Below are 13941 nucleotides of genomic sequence, written 5' to 3' on the forward strand. Positions count from 1 at the left end.
ATGGGCACGACGGGAGCGGCGCCGCCTCGCACGGCGGCCGGGACGAGCGGCGTCGCCGCACGCCGTGACCGCCCCGGCGGCCAGGGCGCGGTGGTGTGTGCCGTCTCGGCGGGCGGCGGCCTGGGCGCCGCGGCCCGCTACGGCGCGGGGCTGCTGTGGCCGACCGCGCCGGGCGCCTTCCCCTGGACCACGCTGCTGATCAACGCGGTGGGCTGTGCGCTGATCGGCGTCCTGCTGGTGAGCCTGACCGAGCGCGGTGCACCGCACCGGCTGACCCGGCCCTTCCTGGGCACGGGCGTGCTGGGCGGCTTCACCACCTTCTCCGCCTACGCGGTGGACATCCGGCACCTGGCCTCCGACGGCCGCACCGGCAGCGCCCTGGCCTACCTGGCGGCGACGCTGCTCATCGCGCTCGCAGCGGTGTGGGCGGCCGCAACGGCCACCCGCGCGTATCTCCGGCGCGGCCCGCACCGGGAGCGCCGATGACCCTGCAGGGCCCTGCACTGCGCCTGACCGTGGTGATCGGCGAGTCCGACACCCACGGCCACCGGCCGCTGTACTCCGAGATCGTCCACCGCGCCCATGCGGCGGGGCTGGCCGGTGCGAGCGCCTTCCGTGGCATCGAGGGCTTCGGCGCCTCCTCCCGCATCCACACCTCCCGTCTGCTGTCACTGAGCGAGAACCTGCCGGTGGCGGTGACCGTGGTGGACACCGCGGAGCGGGTCCGGGCGTTCCTGCCCGTGCTCGCGGAGCTGTCCGTGGCCGGCCTGGTCACCCTGGAGGAGGTCGAGGTCCTCCCCTGTGGCGAGGCCGCGACCGGCGGGAGTGGGCAGTCCGGGTGAACTGGCTCCTCGTCGTCGCCGGCGCCATGGCCGGCGCTCCGCTGCGCTATCTGACGGACCGCTTCGTGCAGTCGCGCCACGATTCCGTCTTCCCTTGGGGCACGTTCACGGTGAACGTGGTGGGCTGCCTGATCCTGGGCGTGCTGACGGGCGCGCTGCCCGACGAGCGGTGGCGCCTGCTGCTGGGCACCGGCCTGTGCGGTGCCCTGACGACGTACTCGACGTTCTCCTACGAGACCCTGCGCCTGGCCCAGGACGGTGCCCGCGCGTACGCCGTGCTCAACGTCGCCGCGAGCGTGGTGTGCGGAGTGGGCGCCGCGTACGCCGGGGTGGCCCTGGGCCGGGGCCTGGGGTGAGGAGGCCGGCGGCGCGTCAGCCCGGGTGGGCGCCGACGGTGTCGCGGATCTCGGCCCCGAGGCCGGAGTCGCCCTCGCGGGCGCAGTGGGCGCAGCAGAAGAAGCGGCCGGAGACCTCGACCCCGTGGCCGATGATGCGGGCGTTGCAGTGCTCGCAGGTCGGGGCCAGCCGGGTGATCGCACACTCGAAACTGTCGAAGGTGTACGTCTGCCCGGTGACGGTCTTGATCTCGAAGGCCAACCAGTAGTCGTTGCCGCAGGTGTCGCAGCTTGCCATGGACTGCTCCGTCTCGAACGACCCCCCTTCGGTCAGCGTGGGCGGTGCCCGGCGTGATGTTTCCCTCCGGCGCGGGCGGGCGGCCGGGGCGGGTGCGGCCTTCACTCGAAGGTGCGCGGACCGCCCGGCTCAGCCGTCGCCCGGCTGCCCCAGATCCGCGTTGACGATGGCGCGCAGCGCCGCCAGGTGGGCGTGGTAGGCGGCGCGGCCGGCCTTGGTGAACTTCAGCCACACCCGCTGCCGGGTGTCACGGACGGCGCGCCGCTGCTCGACGTACCCGGCGTCGGTGAGGACGGTGACGTGCTTGCTCAGCACGGACGGGCTCACGCCCAGCGTCTCGCGCACGGTCGAGAACTCGATCTCCTCGACGGCGTCGAGCACCGCGCAGATCCGCAGCCGGTTGGGCGCGTGGATCGTCTCGTTGAAGCCGTCGTCGGCAGCGGTCACTGTGCGGGTATGCCCTTCGTGCGCGAGGTCCGGTCGAGGACGTGGACGACCCCTCCGACCAGCAGCCCCGCCGGCGCCCATATCCACGACGTGCCCGCCCAGTCTTCCAGGAGCAGCGCACCGGCGTAGCTCGCCATGGCCAGGACGGCGCACACGGCCGCGCCGCGCTTGAGGGCGGGGGTGGCCCGCTGCCGGACCCCGCTGCTGCGGAACTGCAGCCAGATGACCGTCACGATCGCCGCGTACACCGCGATGAAGGCGATGAGGTCGAACGGATCGGGCAGCAGGTTGGAGAAGAAGACCGCGGCCACGAGCGAGGACATCGTCCACTCGTACCAGCGGGCGGGCCTGATCGAGCAGACCGCCTCCTGGGCCTGCTCGGCCAGGGCGAGGGCCTGCGCGGCGCTCTCGGCCGAGGGCCGGCCGGAACGCGGGAACACATCAGCGTCGGTTGCCATGATGGAAAGTGAAGCATGCACTTTCCATCATGGCAACCGAAGAGTTTCCGCTGTGGAAAACCTCGCCGCCCGGGCGGGTGAACGGGGGAGTGAACCAGGCGGTGGACGACTCAGCGCGCCCCGAAGACCTGGGTCCAGCGCGGGCCGCCCGGGGCGCGGTTGATGCCGATGCCGATCTCCTTGAAGGAGCAGTTGAGGATGTTCTTGCGGTGGCCGTCGCTGTGCATCCACGAGTCCATGACCGCCGCCGCGTCCGCCTGCCCGTAGGCGATGTTCTCGCCGTAGGTGCTCCACTGGTAGCCGGCCGCCGTGATGCGGTCGCCCGGGCCCTTGCCGTCCGGGTTGGTGTGGTTGAAGAAGTTGCGGGCCGCCATGTCGTCGGAGTGGCCCTGGGCCGCGGCGTCCAGAAGGCTGTTGGAGGTCACCGGCGAGCACCCCACCTTGGCGCGCTCGGCATTGACCAGCGCCACCACCTGCTGGGCCGCCGAGCCGCCGCCCGGGTTGGGCGCGGGCGCCCGGGTCGCGGGCTTGCGGGAGGGCGCCGGCGCCGAGTCGGACTTCGCGGCCGGGGACTCGCTCGCCGGCTTCGACGCGGACGGCGACGCCGAACCGCTCGGCGAGGCGGAGGCCGAGGCGGACGCGGAGGCCGAGGCGCTCGGCGAGGCCGACTGCGAGGGGCCCGAACGCAGCGGCGACGGCTCCTGCGCGCTCAGCTGCTTGAGGCTGCCCGGGGCGTCGACGGCCTGGGTGCGGTCGGCGCCGTCCGGGGAGTCCTGGAAGAAGTAGGTGCCGCCCAGCACGCCGCCCGCGAGGAGCGCCAGCACGCCCGCCCCGACGGCGACGCGCCGCCCGCCGCGTCCACCGCCCGCGCGGTGCCCGCCGCCGCCCCGACGGCCGGCCGCCCGGTGCCCGCGGGCCCGGGCCGGGGCCGGGGCCGCTCCGGCCCCGGCCGGGGCGGGGAAGGCGGTGGTGTGACCCACCGGGGCCACCGAGCCCGCCGAGCCCGCCGAAGCCGCGTGCACCGTCGTGCCCCTGCCCCACCAGCCGAGCAGCGCACCGCCCACCGGCACCAGGCCGAGACCGGCCAGCAGCCCCTCGGCGGGCACGAGCGCCGACAGGGCGCCGGTGCAGCGGCCGCAGCCGCGCACGTGCCGGGCGATGCGCTTGCGCCACAGGGCGGAGGGGATGCCGTCCCAGTGCGCGACGACCTCCGACAGCTGCGCGCAGCGCGGCTGCGCCGCGAGGGCCTGGACCACGCCCCGTGCGATGTCGAGCTGGGCCTTGGTGCGCTGGATGCGCACGGCCGCGTGCTGCGGGGTCAGCTCCAGTGCGGCGGCGACCTCGGCGCGGGTGAGCTCGCCCGCCGCCTCCAGCCACCACAGCGACAGCACGTCCTGTTCGCCCTCGTCCAGCCAGCGCGTGGCCTCGGCGGCCTCCCTGCGCTGCCCCTGCAGTCCCAGCCGGACGATGGTCAGGTCGACGAAGTCGGCCTTGGGGTCGGCGACTTCGCCCACCACGTCGTGCAGGCCACTGACGGGTGCCTCGGGGCGCGGCTCCCGGCAGTGGCTGCGTATCTGGTTCATGGCTATGGCCACGACCCAGGAGCGGAAGCTGGCGGCGTCGCGCAGTCCGTCCAGGCCGTTGATCACGCGCAGCATGGTCTCCTGGACGACGTCGTCGACGTCCGCATGGCCGTTCAGGGCCCGCCCGACGATGTTGTAGACCAGCGGCAGGTGGGTGGCGACGAGCTCGTCCTGTGCCGCCGTGTCCCCGGCCCGGGCCGCCTCGACCACGGCCACGTTCACACTCTCCACGCCCGCACCTCTCTGTCGTACCGCCACGTTGGCGTCCGTTCCGACACCTGGGAGACCCGCGGCGGACCGGCTGATAACAAAAAGCCGGGGGCGAATTTACGGAGGTTTTCGAGGCCATTGTGCGAAGTGTGAGTGGCCTCACGTTTACACGCCGTCAGAAATGGTCAAGGACGGCGCGGGCTCCGCTTGCGGCCGCGCCCGCCCGGGGCGAGCGCCTGGGCGAGCTCCTGCAGGGCGTCGACCAGCAGCTCCGAGGCCCGTACGGCCACGCCCTCGTCGCCCTCGCGCACGCGCCACTCGGCCAGGGCCTCGCGCGGCCCGGACCAGTCCAGGGCCCGGCGCTCGCGCACGGCCGCCTCCGCCGGGGACAGGGCCTCGCGCAGCGCCGCGGCGAACCGCCCCGCGCCGGCCGACGGCTCGGCGCCGCGGTCCGGCAGGTGCGCCTCCATGAGCATCGTGACGCGACCCATCGTCGTCAGCGCCGCCTCCGCCTCCCGCTCGGCCTTGCGCGAGATGCCCCGGTGGCGCACGGGTTCCTGCTGCGCGCGGGCGGCCGCGTCCTCCCACTCCCGGCGCGCGGCCCGCGCGTCCAGCAGGACCTCGCGCACCCGGCGCGCGGCCCGGTCGGCGGGACGGGCGTACGCGTCGAGGACGGCGAGCGCGTACTGCCCGTTGGCCGCCAGCCAGTCCGCCAGCCGGTCGCGCAGCCGGGGCGTCTCCCAGGTGGGCCACAGGGCGTACCCGACCATGGCCAGCGCCCCGCCCAGCAGGGTCAGCGCCAGCCGGTCCTGCAGCGTCTGGGACCAGCCCTCGCCGGCGATGCCCAGCAGGAAGACGATGTACGCCCCGACGCACGTGGAGACGACGATGTAGCCGGTGCGCATCAGCAAGTACTGCAGCGCCACGGTCGACACGGCCAGGCCCGCGCTGACCCACGGCCCCGGGTGGAACAGCGCCATCAGACCGGCACCGGCCCACACGCCCACCAGCGTGCCCGCGAAGCGGGCGACTCCGCGCTGGAAGGTCTGGGCGAAGTCCGGCCGCATCACCATCACCGACGTCATCGGCGCCCAGTAGCCGTGGCCGAGGGGCAGGGCGCTGCCCAGCGCGTACGCCGCGCACGAGACGACCGCCACGCGCACCGCGTGCCGCCCCACCGGCGAGGACCGGCGCGCCTCGCGGCGCAGCGCGCGCCAGCCCACCGGCAGCAGCCCCGCTCCCGTGGGCCGCAGCAGGTGCCGGCGCTCGGCCTCGGGGACCGGGCCCGTGGCGCGTACGGGCTCGTCGCTGGCCTCCACCGCGTCGCCGAGCAGCGCGGCGAGCCGCAGCGCGCTGCGGCGGGCGGGGCCGGTCAGCCGCGAGCCGGACTCGGCCTCCTGCAGGGTGGCCACGGCCTCCGGCGACAGCCGCACCGGCTTGCCCCAGCGGATGGCGCGCGCCACCGCGTCCAGGACGGTCGCGGCCGCGGCCAGCAGGTCGCGGACCTGGTCGCGCTCGGGCCCCTCGGCGGGTGCGCCGAGGACGGGGTCGGCGAGCGAGGCCAGCACGGGCCGGATGCGCTCGGCCACCCCGCGCGGACCGCCCAGCTGGCGCGGGCGCCTGCGGGCCTGGCGCGGCGTCAGCGCGGCGGCCTCGCGGGCCTCCATCAAAGGGTGCGGGTCGAAGGGCGCCACGGGGTCGTGGCGCAGCCGCCGCGCGTAGTCCGCCTCCGCGGCGAGCGCGTCCGCGAGCACGTCGCGCTGGCGGCCCCAGGGGCGGATGGGGAACAGCAGGATCAGCGCAGCCTGCACCACGCCGCCGAAGACGATGAGCGCCGCGTGCTCGGCCGCACCGGCGACGGAGGAGGGCAGGGTGACGGTGACGAGCATGACGGCGATCGTCTGGGTGGCGACGAAGCCGGAGACCGGGCCGAGGGCCCAGGCGAAGCCCGACAGCAGCGTCCATGCGGCCAGGAGGACGACGAAGAGGGCGTGGTGGGCGGCGGCCAGATAGCCGATGAAGGTGCTGACACCGAGCCCGGCGGCGACGCCGAGGGCCAGCAGGGGGCGGGGGCGCCAGCTGCGCTGGAAGGTGACGATGCCGGAGGCGAAGGCGCCGAAGGCGGAGGAGACGGCGAGGGCGGGGGTGGCCAGGGCGAGCAGGAGGCCGATGACGACGGCCACGCCGCAGGCCCCGCGCAGGGCCAGGAGCGGCTCGAGCCGGGCTCGCTCGACGGTGAGCCCGGCGCGGGCGGTGTTCTTCAGTGCGGTCGCCCAGCCCATGAGTGGAGCTTACGGTTCCGCTTCGTACGGGGCCGGGTGCGCGGGGCGTGCCGCGGGGCCGCCTACTTGTGGCTCGGGAAGCCCAGGTCCACGCCCGCGTCCGCCGGGTCGGGCCAGCGGGTGGTGACGACCTTGCCGCGGGTGTAGAAGTGCACGCCGTCGTTGCCGTAGACGTGCAGGTCGCCGAAGAGCGAGTGCTTCCAGCCGCCGAACGAGTGGTAGCCCACCGGCACCGGGATGGGCACGTTCACGCCCACCATGCCCGCCTCGACCTCCAGCTGGAAGCGCCGTGCCGCGCCGCCGTCGCGGGTGAAGACGGCGGCGCCGTTGCCCCAGGGGGAGGCGTTGATGAGGGCCACGCCCTCCTCGTACGTCGCGGCGCGCAGCACGCACAGCACCGGGCCGAAGATCTCGTCGCGGTAGGCGTCGGCGTCGGTGGGCACGTGGTCCAGCAGGGACAGCCCGATCCAGTGGCCCTCCTCGTACCCGGCCGGCGGGGTGAGGCCCGTGCCGTCGAGGACGACGTCCGCGCCCTGGGCGGCGGCGCCGCGCACGTAGGAGGCGACCTTGTCGCGGTGCGCGCGGGTGATGAGCGGGCCCATTTCGGAGGCCGGGTCGTCGCCGGGGCCGATCCTGACCTTCTCGGCCCGTTCGCGGATCTTCGCCACCAGTTCGTCGCCGGTGCCGCCGACCGCCACGACCGCCGAGATGGCCATGCAGCGCTCCCCCGCCGAGCCGTAGGCGGCGGAGACGGCGGCGTCGGCGGCGGCGTCGAGGTCGGCGTCGGGCAGGACGAGCATGTGGTTCTTGGCGCCGCCCAGCGCCTGGACGCGCTTGCCGTGCGCGGAGGCCGTGGTGTGGATGTGGCGGGCGATCGGCGTCGAGCCGACGAAGGAGACGGCGGCGACGTCGGGGTGCTCCAGGAGGCGGTCGACGGCGGTGCGGTCGCCGTTGACGACGTTGAGCACGCCGTCCGGCAGCCCGGCCTCGGCGGCGAGCTCGGCCAGCCGGATCGCGGCCGAGGGGTCCTTCTCGCTCGGCTTGAGGACGAAGGTGTTGCCGCAGGCGACCGCCAGCGGGAACATCCACATCGGCACCATCGCCGGGAAGTTGAACGGTGTGATGCCGGCGACCACGCCCAGCGGCTGCCGGATCGCCGCCACGTCCACCCGGCTGGCCACCTGCGTCGACAGCTCGCCCTTGAGCTGCGTGGTGATGCCGCAGGCCAGCTCCACGATCTCCAGGCCGCGGGCCACTTCGCCCAGCGCGTCGGAATGGACCTTGCCGTGCTCGGCGGTGATCAGGCGGGCCAGCTCCTCACGGTGGGCGTCCAGCAGGGCGCGGTAGCGGAAGAGTACGCCGGTGCGGGTGGCCAGCGAGGACGTGCGCCACGTGGCGTACGCGGCCTTGGCCGCCGCGACCGCCGCGTCGACCTCCTCGGCGCAGGCGAAGGCGACGCGCGTGGTGACGGCGCCGGTCGCCGGGTCGGTCACCGGGCCGTACGTGCCGGAGGTGCCCTCGACGGACTTGCCGTCGATCCAGTGGTGGACGGTCTTCATCTGCTCGACCTCTCTCGTCACGTCGCCGGTTTTCACGGATGGCGGCTTCACAGGTGGCGGCGGCGGGCGGCGGCGCCGCGGTCGTACTCCTCCCGCGCCGTCACCGCGGCAGGGCGGGTGGCCGTCTCGGCGACAGGCACATCCCACCACGCCTGCGCGGGGGGCGCGCCCGGCACTGTGTCGGCCGTTTCGGTCTCCACGTAGACACATGTGGGCCGGTCGGCGGCGCGCGCCTCGGCGAGCGCCGGGCGCAGTTCCGCGGTCGTGCGCACCCGCAGCACTCCCATGCCCAAAGAGGCCGCATTGGCCGCGAGATCCACCGGCAGCGGCTCGCCGGTGAAGGTGCCGTCGGGTGCCCGGAAGCGGTAGGCCGTGCCGAAGCGCTCGCCGCCGACGGCCTCGGACAGGCCGCCGATGGAGGCGTAGCCGTGGTTCTGCACGAGCACCATCTTGAGGGGGACGCCCTCCTGCACGGCGGTGACGATCTCGGTGGGCATCATCAGATAGGTGCCGTCGCCGACCAGCGCCCACACGGGGCGGCCGGGGTCGGCCAGGGCGACGCCGATGGCGGCGGGGATCTCGTAGCCCATGCAGGAGTAGCCGTACTCCAGGTGGTACTGGCGGCGGGAGCGGGCGCGCCAGAGCTTGTGCAGGTCGCCGGGCAGGGAGCCGGCCGCGTTGACGATGACGTCCTCGTCGCCGACGACGGCGTCCAGGGCGCCCAGCACCTGCGCCTGGGTGGGCCGGGCACCGTCCTCCCACCCGTCGGTGGGCCGGTACGCGCGGTCGACGACGCCCTCCCACTCGGTCTTGCCGGCCGTGTACACACTCACGTACGCGTCCGGCACGCGGTAGCCGCGCAGTTCCCGCGCCAGCGCCTCCAGCCCGGCGCGGGCGTCGGCGACCAGCGGCAGGCCGGCCATCTTGTGGGCGTCGTGACCGGTGATGTTGAGGTTGACGAACCGCACGTCGGGCGCGGTGAACAGCGTCGAGGAGGCGGTGGTGAAGTCGCTGTAGCGGGTGCCCACGCCGATGACGACGTCGGCGGTGCGGGCGAGGGCGTCGGCCACGGCCGTCCCGGTGTGCCCGATGCCGCCCACGTCCGCCGGATGGTCGTACCGCAGCGACCCCTTGCCGGCCTGGGTGGAGGCAACGGGGATGCCGGTGGCGTCCACGAGGGCGCGCAGCGCGTCCTCGGCCTCGCTGTGGTGCACGCCGCCGCCCGCGATCAGCAGCGGCCGGCGGGCGGCGCGCACGGTCCGTACGGCCGCGTCCAGTTCGGCCGGGTCGGGGGCCGGGCGGCGTACGTGCCAGACGCGGTCGGCGAAGAACTCCTCCGGCCAGTCGCACGACTCGGCCTGCACGTCCTGGGGCAGGGCGAGGGTGACGGCGCCGGTCTCGGCGGGGTCGGCCAGCACGCGCATCGCCTGCAGGGCGGCGGGGATCAGCATCTCGGAGCGCACGATCCGGTCGAAGTAGCGCGAGACCGGGCGCAGGCAGTCGTTGACCGAGACGTCGCCGGCGCCCGGATGCTCCAGCTGCTGCAGCACGGGGTCGGCGGGGCGGGTGGCGAAGACGTCCCCGGGGAGCAGGAGGACGGGGATGCGGTTGATCGTGGCGAGGGCGGCCCCGGTGACGAGGTTGGTGGCGCCGGGGCCGATGGAGGTGGTCACCGCGTGGGCGGAGAGCCGGTCGCGGTGGCGGGCGTAGCCGACGGCGGCGTGCACCATGGCCTGTTCGTTGCGGCCCTGGAGATAGGGCAGCGCGTCGCCGGTCTCCAGCAACGCCTGCCCCACACCGGCCACGTTGCCGTGGCCGAAGATGCCCCAGCAGGCGGCGATCAGGCGCTGCCGGCGCCCGTCCCGCTCGGTGTACTGGTGGGCCAGGAACTCCACCAGGGCCTGGGCGACGGTCAGCCGTCGGGTCATCGGTCTCCTCCCGGGTGCTGCGGGAACGGCAGGCGCGGGTCGGGGTCGAGGCCCGGCCAGGTGTCGCGGATCCACGCGACGTCGGGGTGGTCCCGGATGAGCCACTCGCGCTCCGCGCCGGGTCCCGCCATGACGTTCAGGTAGTACATGTCGTGGCCGGGCGCGGCGATGGACGGGCCGTGCCAGCCGTCGGGAATCAGGACGACGTCCCCCGTACGGACCTCGGCGAGCACCTCCGTACCCCCGGGGCGCGAGGGCGAGACGCGGTGGTAGCCGTGGCCCGGGGTGCCGGCGGGGCCGCCGGCGATCTCGAAGTAGTAGATCTCCTCCAGCTCGGACTCGGCGCCGGGGTGGTGCTCGTCGTGCTTGTGGGGCGGATAGGAGGACCAGTTGCCGCCGGGGGTGAGGACCTCGACGGCGATGAGCCGGTCGCAGTCGAAGACCCCGGCGGCGGCGAAGTTGTTGACCTGCCGGGAACACGTGCCCGCGCCGCGCACCTCGACGGGGACGGATGGGGCCGGCCCGTAACGGGCGGGCAGCGCCCGCCCGCACCGCGCGCCCGCCAAGGCGATCCGCCCGCCGGTGGGGGCGGTGACGGTGACGTGCGCGTCGCGGGGGACGTACGCGAAGTCGGTGACGGCGGCGAAGACGCCGGTGCGGCCCTGCAGCTCGAACGCCGCGCCCGCGTCCGTTGCGACGGTGACGCCGGTGGCGGCGAGCGGCAGCACGATCCACTCGCTGTCGCCGGTGTCGAAGGCGTGGCTGCCGCCGGCGGCGAGGGTGAGCACGCGCAGGGCGGAGTAGCCCCAGCCGGCGCTCTTCGGACTGACGTCCAGCGCGTACGGGCCGCTGCCGGCGCTGCCGGCGGGGAGGTGGTGGCGCGTGGTCATACGGTTCCCTCCAGCGGGTTTGTGGGCAGGAGTTCCTCCCCCGGCGGGACGCCTGCCGACGACCGGTGTGTCACAGCAGGCTCACCGCCGTGTCGACGGCCGTCGTCACGTCGTCGTCCGGTGGGTACAGCAAGGTGCGGCCCACCACCAGGCCGTGGACGGTCGGCAGGCGCAGTGCCGTGCGCCAGCGGTCGTACGTCGCGTCCTGGTCGGGTCCCACGTCCCCGCCCAGGACGACGGCCGGCAGCGTGGAGGTCTGCATCACCCGCGCCATGTCGGCCGCATCGTCCGTCACCGGCACCTTCAACCACGTGTACGCGGACGTCGCGCCGAGGCCCGAGGCGATGGCGATGGACTTGGTGACGGCCTCGGCGCCGAGGTCGTTGCGGACGGTGCCGTCGACGCGCCGGGAGAGGAACGGCTCGACGAAGACCGGCAGTCGCCGCTCGGCCATCGCGTCGATCGTGCGCGCCGCCGATTCGAGGGTGTCGAGGGAGCCGGGGTCGTCGTAGTCGATGCGCAGCAGCAGTTTGCCGGCGTCGAAGCCGCGGCGGACGAGGTCGTCGGCGCGGGGGCCGGTGAAGCGGTCGTCCATTTCGAAGGCGGCGCCGTGCAGGCCGCCGCGGTTCATGGAGCCCATGACGACCTTGTTCTCGAGGGCGCCGAGCAGCAGCAGGTCGTCGAGGATGTCGGCGGTGGCCAGGACGCCGTCCACGCCGGGGCGGGAGAGTGCGAGGCACAGGCGTTCGAGGAGGTCGGCGCGGTTGGCCATGGCCAGGGTGCGGTCGCCGGCGTCGAGGGCGCCGCGCGCGGTGTGGTCGGCGGCGACGACGAGCAGCCGGCCGCGGTCGCCGAGCAGGGGCCGGCGGGCACGGCGGGCGGCGGCCTCGGCGACGGCTTCGGGGTGCCGGCTGCGCACCCGGGGCAGGTCGGCGATGGTCACGGCGGTCATGGGGTGCCGTCCAGCAGGGCGGTGACCTCGTCGCGGGTGGGCATGGCGGAGGAGCAGGCGAGCCGGGAGGCGACGACGGCGCCGGCGGCATTGGCGTAGCGGACGGTGCGGTCGAGGTCCCATCCGGCGAGGAGTCCGTGGCACAGCGCGCCGCCGAAGGCGTCGCCGGCGCCGAGTCCGTTGACGACGTCGACGGGGACGGGCGGTACTTCGGCGACGGTGCCGTCGCGGTGGACGGCGAGCACGCCCCGGGGGCCCTGTTTGACGACGGCGAGTTCGACGCCGGCGGCCAGCAGGGCGCGGGCGGCGGCGTGCGGGTCGCACTCGCCGGTGGCGACCTCGCATTCGGCGGTGTTGCCGACGGCGACGGTGGCGTGGGCGAGGGCCCGGGCGTACCAGGGGCGGGCGGCGTCCGCGCCGCCGTTCCAGAACATCGGGCGCCAGTCGAGGTCGAAGACGGTGGTGGCGCCCGCGGCGCGGGCTTCGAGTGCGGCGAGGGTGGCGCTGCGGCTGGGTTCCTCGCTCAGGCCGGTGCCGGTCATCCAGAAGATGCGGGCGGCACCGATGGCGGCCAGGTCCAGCTCGGCGGGGTGGATCTCCAGGTCGGGGGCCTTGGGGTGGCGGTAGAAGTACAGCGGGAAGTCGTCCGGCGGGTGGATCTCGCAGAAGGTCAGGGGGGTGGGGTAGGCGGCGACGGGAGTGACCCAGCGGTCGTCGACGCCGAAGTCGTGCAGGGCGTCGTGGAGGTAGGCGCCGAAGGGGTCGTCGCCGGTGCGGCTGATCAGTGCGGTGCGGCGGCCGAGGCGGGCGGCGGCGACCGCGACGTTGGCGGCGGAGCCGCCGAGGAACTTGCCGAAGGTCTCGACGCGGGAGAGCGGTACCCCGCTCTGCAGCGGGTAGAGGTCCACCCCCAGCCGGCCCATGGTGATGAGGTCGTACGGACCGGGCATCGCTTCCCCTCGTCTCCCCTGACCGGCCAGGCGCTCTGGCTGCGGCTCAGGTCTAGCGGGGGGCGCCGGGACCTGTCAAGCATTTGTCCTTACATACGGACGTGCAGACGTGCGGAGGCTTGTATTGACGTTACGTCCGTATGTCCGGACGTACCCTTGACACCCTTCCGGCCAGTCGGGAAGCTACCGAACGTCCCAGCCCTTGCCCGGTCGACGAGGACCGGCGAGAGGAGAGCCGCCGTATGGACCCCACCGCCCCCGCCGCTCCCGCGCCGCTCGACCGGATCCGCGTCGGCTCCGCCCCGGACTCGTGGGGCGTGTGGTTCGCGGACGACCCGGCGCAGGTGCCCTGGCGGCGGTTCCTGGACGAGGTGGCCGAGGCGGGCTACGAGTGGATCGAGCTCGGCCCCTACGGCTACCTGCCCACCGAGCCCGACCGCCTGCGCGAGGAGACCGGCAGCCGGGGCCTGCACGTGTCCGCCGGCACGGTCTTCACCGCCCTGCACCGGGGCCCCGGCGTGTGGGAGGAGACCTGGGAGCAGGTGGCCCGCGTGGCCGAGCTGACCAGGGCCGTCGGCGGCACGCACCTGGTGGCCATCCCCGCCTTCTGGCGCGACGACAAGACGGCCGAGCAGCTGGAGAGCCCCGAGTTGACGGCCGAGCAGTGGCGGCACCTCGCGCGCGGTACCGAGCGGCTGGCCGACCGGGTGCGCGACGCCTACGGATTGACGATCGCCGTGCACCCGCACGCCGACACCCACATCGACACCGAGGCGAACGTCGCGCGCTTCCTGGACGCCACCGACCCCGCGCGGGTCGGCCTCTGCCTGGACACCGGACACTACGCCTACTGCGGCGGCGACAGCGTCGAGCTCATCAAGACCTACGGCGAGCGCATCGCCTACCTGCACCTCAAGCAGGTGGACCCCGCCGTCCTCGCCGACGTGGTCGAGCGCGGCACGCCCTTCGGGCCGGCCGTGCGCCAGGGCGTGATGTGCGAACCGCCGCGGGGCGTACCGGCCCTGGAGCCCGTCCTGGCCGCGGCCCAAGGGCTGGGCGTGGACCTCTTCGCCATCGTCGAGCAGGACATGTACCCCTGCCCGCCCGACCGGCCGCTGCCCATCGCCCGCCGCACCCGCGCCTTCCTGCGCACCTGCGGGGCCTGACCCACGGCCGACCGAGAGCAACGCCGACCGAGGAACGACCA

The 13941-nt window shown here is 74.5% G+C and carries 14 protein-coding genes; 4 read left to right on the plus strand and 10 right to left on the minus strand.

The genetic code is table 11. From position 1 onward, the window contains the following. Genes AC27L3_RS15805 through crcB form a run of 3 tightly spaced genes read left to right on the plus strand, consistent with a single transcriptional unit; the run spans position 1 to position 1198 of the window. Positions 1–486 carry a fluoride efflux transporter FluC gene (locus tag AC27L3_RS15805; RefSeq protein WP_487234652.1) on the plus strand — a complete coding sequence of 162 codons (486 nt, stop codon included), beginning with the start codon at positions 1–3 and terminating at the stop codon, positions 484–486. Continuing rightward, positions 483–842 (plus strand): DUF190 domain-containing protein, encoded by a 360-nt coding sequence (locus AC27L3_RS15810; RefSeq protein WP_487234653.1) that lies wholly within the window; start codon positions 483–485, stop codon positions 840–842. The genes AC27L3_RS15805 and AC27L3_RS15810 overlap by 4 nt, the downstream gene beginning before the upstream one ends. Then, positions 839–1198, plus strand: coding sequence for a fluoride efflux transporter CrcB (crcB, locus tag AC27L3_RS15815; RefSeq protein WP_487234654.1), 360 nt, complete (start codon positions 839–841; stop codon positions 1196–1198). The genes AC27L3_RS15810 and crcB overlap by 4 nt, the downstream gene beginning before the upstream one ends. A gap of 16 nt (positions 1199–1214) precedes the next feature. On the opposite strand, the gene AC27L3_RS15820 is transcribed toward crcB, so the two are convergent. From AC27L3_RS15820 to iolC, 10 genes are all read right to left on the minus strand, one after another. Further along, positions 1215–1475 (minus strand): Prokaryotic metallothionein, encoded by a 261-nt coding sequence (locus AC27L3_RS15820; protein WP_487234655.1) that lies wholly within the window; start codon positions 1473–1475, stop codon positions 1215–1217. Positions 1476–1604: 129 nt separating this feature from the next. Then, complete coding sequence (locus AC27L3_RS15825) at positions 1605–1922, minus strand: transcriptional regulator (RefSeq protein WP_365967648.1); 318 nt, start codon at positions 1920–1922, stop codon at positions 1605–1607. Then, a complete protein-coding gene (locus AC27L3_RS15830) occupies positions 1919–2380 on the minus strand; it encodes a hypothetical protein (RefSeq protein ID WP_487234656.1) in 462 nt (153 codons plus the stop codon). Before AC27L3_RS15830 ends, AC27L3_RS15825 begins: the two co-directional genes overlap by 4 nt. Before the next feature lie 110 nt (positions 2381–2490). Then, positions 2491–4194: a sigma-70 family RNA polymerase sigma factor gene (locus AC27L3_RS15835; protein ID WP_487234657.1), complete on the minus strand. Its 1704-nt coding sequence runs from the start codon at positions 4192–4194 to the stop codon at positions 2491–2493. Positions 4195–4358: 164 nt separating this feature from the next. Further along, the gene (locus AC27L3_RS15840) at positions 4359–6455 is read right to left on the minus strand and encodes an FUSC family protein (protein ID WP_487234658.1); all 2097 of its coding nucleotides are present in this window, start codon (positions 6453–6455) and stop codon (positions 4359–4361) included. A 62-nt stretch (positions 6456–6517) separates the two neighbouring features. After that, a complete protein-coding gene (locus AC27L3_RS15845) occupies positions 6518–8014 on the minus strand; it encodes a CoA-acylating methylmalonate-semialdehyde dehydrogenase (protein ID WP_487234822.1) in 1497 nt (498 codons plus the stop codon). Between the two features lie 47 nt (positions 8015–8061). Further along, positions 8062–9942, minus strand: a complete 1881-nt coding sequence (gene iolD, locus AC27L3_RS15850) for a 3D-(3,5/4)-trihydroxycyclohexane-1,2-dione acylhydrolase (decyclizing) (protein WP_487234659.1) — start codon at positions 9940–9942, stop codon at positions 8062–8064. Then, positions 9939–10832: a 5-deoxy-glucuronate isomerase gene (gene iolB / locus AC27L3_RS15855; protein WP_487234660.1), complete on the minus strand. Its 894-nt coding sequence runs from the start codon at positions 10830–10832 to the stop codon at positions 9939–9941. The genes iolD and iolB overlap by 4 nt, the downstream gene beginning before the upstream one ends. 70 nt (positions 10833–10902) lie before the next feature. After that, a complete protein-coding gene (locus AC27L3_RS15860) occupies positions 10903–11784 on the minus strand; it encodes a Cgl0159 family (beta/alpha)8-fold protein (RefSeq protein WP_487234661.1) in 882 nt (293 codons plus the stop codon). Beyond that, on the minus strand, positions 11781–12734 hold the full coding sequence (gene iolC, locus AC27L3_RS15865; protein WP_487234662.1) for a 5-dehydro-2-deoxygluconokinase: 954 nt from the start codon (positions 12732–12734) through the stop codon (positions 11781–11783). The genes AC27L3_RS15860 and iolC overlap by 4 nt, the downstream gene beginning before the upstream one ends. Before the next feature lie 242 nt (positions 12735–12976). On the opposite strand from iolC, the gene AC27L3_RS15870 reads away from it, so the two are divergent. Then, a complete protein-coding gene (locus AC27L3_RS15870) occupies positions 12977–13900 on the plus strand; it encodes a sugar phosphate isomerase/epimerase family protein (protein WP_487234663.1) in 924 nt (307 codons plus the stop codon). Positions 13901–13941 lie beyond the last annotated feature (41 nt).

The organism is Streptomyces sp. PKA51 (genome assembly GCF_057552455.1).